Genomic DNA, 7,688 nt, shown 5'->3' with positions numbered 1-7,688 from the left:
AACTCCTGCACCTCACAGCTAGACAAGGAGAAAAAATGAGCGATAAAACAATTCTGTCCGTCAGTGATTTGAACTTATATTATGGCAAAAAACACGCTTTGTTTGACATCACAATGGATTTTCAAGAAAAAGAAATCACAGCCCTCATTGGTCCGAGTGGAAGTGGAAAGTCTACTTTACTTCGTTCCATTAATCGTATGCAGGACTTGGTGCCGGGTGTTACGATTACAGGAAGTATTATGTATAAAGGGAAAAATATTTATTCGCCGAATACCGACACGATTGATTTGCGAAAAGAAATCGGCATGGTATTCCAGCAACCGAATCCTTTTCCGTTTTCAATTTATGAAAATGTGGTCTATGGTTTGCGTTTAAAAGGGGTAAAAGATAAAGCGACTTTAGATGAGGCTGTTGAAAAATCTTTGAAAGATGCTGCGATTTGGGAAGAAACAAAAGATATTTTGCACAAATCAGCTCTTGGACTATCTGGTGGTCAACAGCAACGTGTTTGTATTGCACGTGCTTTAGCGGTAAATCCAGACATCATTTTACTAGATGAACCAACAAGTGCATTAGATCCAATTTCTTCTGGAAAAATCGAAGCGACGCTTTTAGAGTTAAAAGACAAATACACAATTATCATTGTTACACACAACATGGCACAAGCTAGCCGTATGTCTGATAGAACAGCATTTTTCATGGACGGAAAGCTGATAGAATACAATAAAACAAAATCTATTTTCCTAACTCCGAAAGAAAAAGAAACGGAAGATTATATTACTGGGAAGTTTGGATAATTAAGAGGAAAAACAATTACAATAAGGAGTGAAACAACGATGTTAAGAAGTCAATTTGAAGAACAGTTAACCAACCTGCACAATCAATTTTATGAAATGGGAACAGTAGTGAGCGAGGCAATTCACAAATCAGTCCGTTCATTTGTTGACCATGATAGAAAAATTGCTCAAGAAGTGATTGATAACGATACGACAATTAATGAAATGGAAATTCATTTAGAGAAAAAATCATTTGAAATGATTGCTCTACAACAGCCAATGGCAAGTGATTTACGTTCGATTATTACTGTTATGAAAGCAAGTAGTGATTTAGAACGTATTGGCGACCATGCGGTTTCAATTGCCAAAGCGACCATTAACCTTAAAGGTGAAGAACGTATGCCAGAAGTGGAAGCAGAACTTGCTGAAATGAGTGAAAAAGTGAAAAAAATGGTAGACGAGGTACTTGCAGCTTACGTGAGTGGCGATGTTGAGGCGGCAAAACGAATTGCAAAATATGACGAAAGAGTCAATGAATTATTTGAAAAAGTACACCGTCATGCAATTCGTGGAATGCAACAAAATGTTGAGGCAATTATTGCAGGAAACGATTATCTGCACGTTGCGACCTTCTTGGAACGCATTGGTGACTATGTAACCAATATTGCAGAATGGATTGTTTATCTCAGCACAGGAAAAATTACAGAGTTAGCACCTTCAAATGATACGGATGAAGCGTAATGACAATGGAATAGTAGATGAAAAATCGCATGAAATCAGTGTTTAATTGCTGATTTCATGCTTTTATTTTTCTCTTGAAGTTTCTGCAAAACTTCAATGTCTATCTTCTCGTTTCAGAAGTTTGTTCTTTCAATCTATTCTTCACCTCCGAGTTCCAATTTTTGTCGTTGGTTTGTACTTTTTTCTTTGTTTCGCTAAATGAGTCAACCACTTAAATAAAATTCTAACAATACAAAAAAGGCACCCTCCCTAAACTAAAACACACGTTATCATAAAACTCCCATTCACCAAACCATTCACATCAAAACCAATAAATTTTCACAAGAAAATTGCATGATTTTTATAGACATTTCAGTTATGATAGTAGGTGTACTAAAAAATTTATATTTTAAGGAGAGAAATTATGGGGAACAAAGTAAAAGGAATCGCAGTGTTGAAGGGGATTGTTGTGTTTATTGGGGTTTATTTGATAAAAGCGATTCCAGATGTGGTGATGTTGGCGTTTTTGGGGGATGATAGACGAACGGTACCGCTTGGATTTTGGCAGGAAGGTATTTTACTCGTTCTTTTTTTGGCAACAATTGTCGGAATGTTTCGTTTGTACCAAGTGAAATTTGACTTTACGTTCAAGCCGATAGATGTAAAGCAATTGTTACTTCTTTCGATTTCAGTGTTTCTACTGATGTGGCTATTTGAGTTTGTTTTTCTTAAAATAACGGGGTTTTCTGACACGCTCAATGATACGATGTTAAAAGAGATTTTTAAACGAATATCGCCTGTTTTAATTTTTGTAACGACAGTTATTTTTGCTCCGATTACGGAAGAATTGCTTTGCCGAGAGTACATTATGGGATATGCTTTGAAAAATTATCCGAAGATTGGATTAGTTACTTCAATACTCGTTTTCACACTATTCCATAGTCCGACAAATATAGAGAGTTTTATTTTATATGCTGCACCTGCATTTGCTCTTAGTTATGTTTACTATCGAACAAAACGAGTGGAATATACTATTGGCATACACTTGGTTAATAATTTATTTTATACATTGGTTGATTTTTTACAATAGAACAAAAAAGCATTTAGCACGTAATTTTACGGTTAAATGCTTTTTTTTAATAAAAAATCCGTTTTTTTATTTTTTAAACATACGTTTAAGTTTGAATTAAGACAAACTTGATATAGTACAAACTGTACTTATCCTAAAATGAACGGAGAACAGAAAGATGAATTTTATTAAGAGAGCAATTCTTTATTTGACGGCAAAGAAAGGAAAAACAGCGTTGCTTACGCTAGTATTCACAGCGATTTTAGTTTTTGTCTTAGCGGGCTTGACGATTCGGCAGGCAAGCATTACGGCAACGGAAAATGCGAAAAAAGAAGTGGGAGCCACTGTTACGCTTGCAGCTGACCGTGAGAAAATGATGCAGGAGGCTCAGAAAAATGCAACAGCGAGCAGTTCTACGACAGGACAACGTGTGAAAATGGAAATGACCCCTGTTTCTATTGAAGAGGCAGAAAAAATTGCCAAGCTAGACGGTGTGAAAAGTTACGCTTTTAGTGCATCGGCAACAGCGACAGCGGAGAGTGGGATTACAGCAATCACAAGTGATACCGAAGAAGAAAGCACAACGGAGAGTAGTTCGCAAGAGAACAATTCACCAGAAAAATTTGGCGGCGGTATGCCAAAAGAAATGGGTAATTCTTCACAAATGAATGCAGATTTTCGTTTGACTGGGGTCAACAACCAAGAGGGATTGTCTATTTTTGCTGACGGCACAGCCAAAATTACTTCAGGTCGAGGGATTGATGAGACGGACAAAGGGACAAATAATGTCGTCATCGAGTCTCAACTTGCAACTGCGAACGATTTAAAAGTTGGCAGTAGTTTTAAAATCAAGGACAGCAATGCGAAAGTTTATGAAGTAAAAATCGTAGGTATTTATGAAACAAGTCAAAGCGTAGACGGTATGGCAGCAAGAATGAAATCAATGAATCCAGCGAATACAATTTACACGTATTACACGCTTGCGAACACATTGAAAGGGGATGACACCGCAGGACTTGATAGTGCGATTTATAATTTGGAAGATCCGAGTGAGATGACGAATTTTGTTGAAAAAGCGAACAAATTGATTGATACGAGCAAGTTTTCTTTGACGACAAACGATCAAATGTATCAACAAATGTTGACACCACTCAATAATGTTGCGAGCTTTGCAACGAATATTGTTTTGCTTGTGGCAGGTGCAGGTGTAATTATTTTGAGTTTGATTGTGATTTTGAGTATTCGTGAGCGTAAATTTGAGATTGGTGTGTTGATGAGTTTGGGTGAAAATAAATTGAAAATCATCGGTCAATTTTTCGCTGAGCTATTGATTATTATGATTGTAGGCGTAGCACTTTCTGCTGTTACAGGTAATTTTATTGGCAATTCTGTCGGCAATCAGCTTTTGACACAACAAAATGCAACACAAGAAGAACAACAAGCAAGTAACACACCGACAACTCGTGGTACAGGTGAGGGCAACCGTGGGGGTGGTATGAGAATGAGTGGCATTGGCAATCCGTTTGCAACTCAAAAACAGGCAGAGCAAATCAAGAGTATGAATGTTAAAATGACACCGAAAGTGATTCTTATCCTTGGTGCAATGGCATTAGGAATCGTCTTAGTTGCAATTTTTGTCGCATCAATTGGCATATTAAGAATGGAGCCTAAGACGATTTTGACAAGTAATTAACTAGAAAATGAACAAAGAAAGCGAGGGAATAGTATGTTAGAAACAAAAAATCTAGGATTTTGGTATAAAAATGAGGACGAATATTTATTTAAAGATGTAAATTTAACATTTGAAGAAGGGAAACTTTACAGCATTTTAGGAAAGAGCGGAAGTGGGAAAACGACATTTCTTTCTCTTATCTCTGGGCTTGATACAGAAAAAGAGGGGGAAATTTTGCTAAATGGTGAATCATTGAAGAAAATTGGTTTGACTAATTATCGTAAGAAAAAATTAGCGATTGTTTTCCAAGCGTATAATTTATTTACTTATATGACTGCCTTTCAAAATGTTGAAAGTGCCTTGGAAATTAGCGGTGTTCAGAAAGAAAATCGAAAAGAATTTATCCGAGAAAGTTTAAAAAATGTAGGAATTTCAGAGGAACTACAAGACAAACGTGTTACCCAACTATCAGGCGGACAGCAACAGCGTGTAGCGATTGTGCGTGCAATGGTGACAGGAGCTGACATTATTGTAGCGGACGAGCCGACAGGGAATTTAGACGAAGAAACAGGTCGCAGTATCATTCAACTTTTTGAAACAATCGCTCACGAACAAAAGAAAATTGTTATCTTAGTAACACATGATAACGACATTGCCAACAGAAGTGATGTTGTCTATGAGTTGAAAGACAAAGTGTTTAATGAAGTAGCGTAATGATAAATAAAAACGAAGGAATTTATTTGAAGGATTTCTTCGTTTTTTATTTCAAAGAGTGTTAAAATAAAGTATAAGAAAAATCTACATAAAATAAAAATCAGGCAATGATTTCACAGAAAAGACTTTGAGCGGACTTTCGTTCGCTCATGACCCCGCTTGGCTGGAGCGATAGCGGAAGTCAAGTTTCAAGAAATCACGAAGTGATTTCGCAGAAAAGACTTTGAGCGGACGCAGTTCGCGAATGACCCCGCTTGGACGAAGCGAAAGCGAAGTTCAAGTTTCAAGAAATCACGAAATGATTTCGCAGAAAAGACTTTGAGCGGACGCAGTTCGCGAATGACCCCGCTTGGCTGGAGCGAAAGCGGAAGTCAAGTTTCAAGAAATCACGAAGTGATTTCGCAGAAAGGAGCAACAAAATGAAAAAATTAAACATTTTAAAGTATGATTCATGGCTTTCACCACATGAGTGGGATTTAGAGTATCGTATGTCGCTTTTGCAAAAGACAAAAAGTCGTTTGCTTGGAGAAAGTGGTAAGCTACTTGATTTTGCCAATGGTCATCATTATTACGGTTTTCATGAAACGAAAACAGGTTGGGTGTATCGTGAATGGTCGCCAAATGCTGAGGCGATGAGCTTGGTTGGCGATTTTAATGACTGGAGAGAGGGAAATTTTGAGCTGAAAAAGCTAGAGCATGGAAATTGGGAACTAGAAGTTCAAGGTGAACTTCCAATTGGCTCTCGCATAAAGGTACGTGTGCGTGCGAACGGACAAACGTTTGACCGTATTCCTGCCTATATCCAGTATGCAGTGCAAAATAAGGAGACCAAGCAGTTTGAAGGTGTGATTTACCGCTCTACTTACAAGATGAAAAATGTATCACCACGTCTTATGGAGGCACCGCTTATTTATGAAACGCATATCGGCATTTCTACGGAAGAATATCGGATAAATAGCTATAAAGAATTTACACGTGATGTTTTGCCGAGAATTAAGGAGGAAGGCTACAATATCATTCAATTAATGGCAATTATGGAACACCCGCTCTATGCCTCATTTGGCTACCAAGTGAGCAATTTCTATGCCGCAAGTTCTCGCTTTGGCACTCCTGATGACTTAAAAGAATTGATTGACACAGCTCATGGATTGGGACTTTTGGTTTTGCTTGACGTGGTACATTCTCATGCGGTGAAAAATGTAGGGGAAGGGCTAAATTTATTTGACGGCAGTGAATACCAGTATTTTCACGCTGGGGAAAAAGGTGAACATCCTGCTTGGAATACAAAACTTTTCAATTATGGCAAGGACGAAGTTCTTCATTTTCTTTTGAGCAATTTGAAGTTTTGGCAAGAAGAATATTTGTTTGACGGTTTCCGTTTTGACGGTGTGACAAGTATGCTCTATCATCATCACGGACTGGGGACTTCATTTGACAGCTATAATAAATATTTTTCCATGGATACAGATGTTGAGGCGGTGACGTATTTGCAGTTGGCAAATGAGTTGGTGCGGGAAGTAAATCCTAATGCGATAACGATTGCAGAAGATATGAGTGCAATGCCCGGTATGGCAATGCCAATTTCTGACGGTGGAATAGGGTTTGATTATCGTTTGAGTATGGGGGTGCCAGATTATTGGATTAAGCAGCTCAAGGAAAAAAGTGATGACGAGCTAAATCTTCACGAGCTTTGGCATGAGCTGACCACACGCAGACCTCATGAAAAAAATATCGGCTATGCTGAAAGTCATGACCAAGCACTTGTTGGCGACAAAACACTAATGTTCTGGCTGGCAGATGCGGAAATGTATACGAAAATGGATATTCATTCACAAAGTCTAGTGATTGACCGAGCAATTGCTTTTCATAAGCTCATTCGTTTGATTACTTTCTCACTTGCTGGCGAGGGGTATCTCAATTTTATGGGCAATGAATTTGGGCATCCAGAATGGCTCGATTTTCCTAGAGTTGAGAATCATGATAGCTATCAGCACGCAAGACGTCAGTGGAGCCTTGCAGACAATCCAGAGTTGAAATTCCAGTATTTGTTAGCATTTGACAAAGATATGTTATTGCTTGAGAAAACGTGTCATTTCATGGACGAGGGCAACAATTTTCTTGAGCAAAAATGGATTCAGCAGGAAGAAAAATTACTCGCCTACCAAAAAGGAAATTTGCTTTTTGTTTTCAATTTCCATTCAACAAATGAACGATTTTTGGAACTATATTATGATTTGGAGCAAACGCCAGAGCTTTTGATTGATACGGACAATGGAAAATACGGTGGTTTCGGTCCGAGAAATCATTTTGAATACGACAAGACGGAGAAAAAATTAAAAATCAAACTTGCACCTCGAACTGCGTTTGTTTTTAAAGTGTAAATGAAAGGTACCTCTGAAAACAGGCTCTTTGTCAAATCGTGTGGAAAGCATCTATTTTACAAAGCGTACCTAAGAGAGTTGGACATCTTGTCCAGCTCCTCTTTTGCGTCTACCAGAAATAGTTTTCTTGTAGCATTCTGCTCTGTCGAACCTAGCCAGTAGCACAATTATAGGTCGTTCAACATGCAAAACCTTGTTCACTTGACTATTCTCTTGTTTTATCTTTCACTGTTACACTTTAAATACTGAAATATCTATTCTAAACCACCTTACAAATCCCTGTAAGAAGACCACACTGAATATAGCTCCTCGTACGGAAATTCTCAAATCTTCTAAAACCATAAGCCAATCGTTTG

Annotated in this window: 6 protein-coding genes; all 6 read left to right on the top strand. The window is 37.9% G+C overall.

All coding sequences use genetic code 11. From position 1 onward, the window contains the following. Positions 1–35: 35 nt before the first annotated feature. Positions 36–797: a phosphate ABC transporter ATP-binding protein PstB gene (pstB, locus tag B5D30_RS10925; protein WP_078808108.1), complete on the top strand. Its 762-nt coding sequence runs from the start codon at positions 36–38 to the stop codon at positions 795–797. 39 nt (positions 798–836) lie between these two features. Next, positions 837–1,517: a phosphate signaling complex protein PhoU gene (gene phoU, locus B5D30_RS10920; protein WP_078808107.1), complete on the top strand. Its 681-nt coding sequence runs from the start codon at positions 837–839 to the stop codon at positions 1,515–1,517. Positions 1,518–1,920: 403 nt separating this feature from the next. Continuing rightward, positions 1,921–2,586 carry a CPBP family intramembrane glutamic endopeptidase gene (locus B5D30_RS10915; RefSeq protein ID WP_078808106.1) on the top strand — a complete coding sequence of 222 codons (666 nt, stop codon included), beginning with the start codon at positions 1,921–1,923 and terminating at the stop codon, positions 2,584–2,586. Between the two features lie 157 nt (positions 2,587–2,743). Next, positions 2,744–4,258: an ABC transporter permease gene (locus tag B5D30_RS10910; protein WP_078808105.1), complete on the top strand. Its 1,515-nt coding sequence runs from the start codon at positions 2,744–2,746 to the stop codon at positions 4,256–4,258. Between the two features lie 33 nt (positions 4,259–4,291). Next, positions 4,292–4,951 carry an ABC transporter ATP-binding protein gene (locus B5D30_RS10905; protein ID WP_078808104.1) on the top strand — a complete coding sequence of 220 codons (660 nt, stop codon included), beginning with the start codon at positions 4,292–4,294 and terminating at the stop codon, positions 4,949–4,951. A gap of 419 nt (positions 4,952–5,370) precedes the next feature. After that, positions 5,371–7,332 carry an alpha-amylase family glycosyl hydrolase gene (locus B5D30_RS10900; protein WP_078808103.1) on the top strand — a complete coding sequence of 654 codons (1,962 nt, stop codon included), beginning with the start codon at positions 5,371–5,373 and terminating at the stop codon, positions 7,330–7,332. Positions 7,333–7,688 lie beyond the last annotated feature (356 nt).

The organism is Pilibacter termitis (genome assembly GCF_900167335.1).
In the GTDB taxonomy this organism is placed as follows: domain Bacteria; phylum Bacillota; class Bacilli; order Lactobacillales; family Streptococcaceae; genus Pilibacter; species Pilibacter termitis.
Note: the sequence above shows the minus strand (reverse complement) of the source record. Positions and strands in the feature narration are given on the sequence as shown.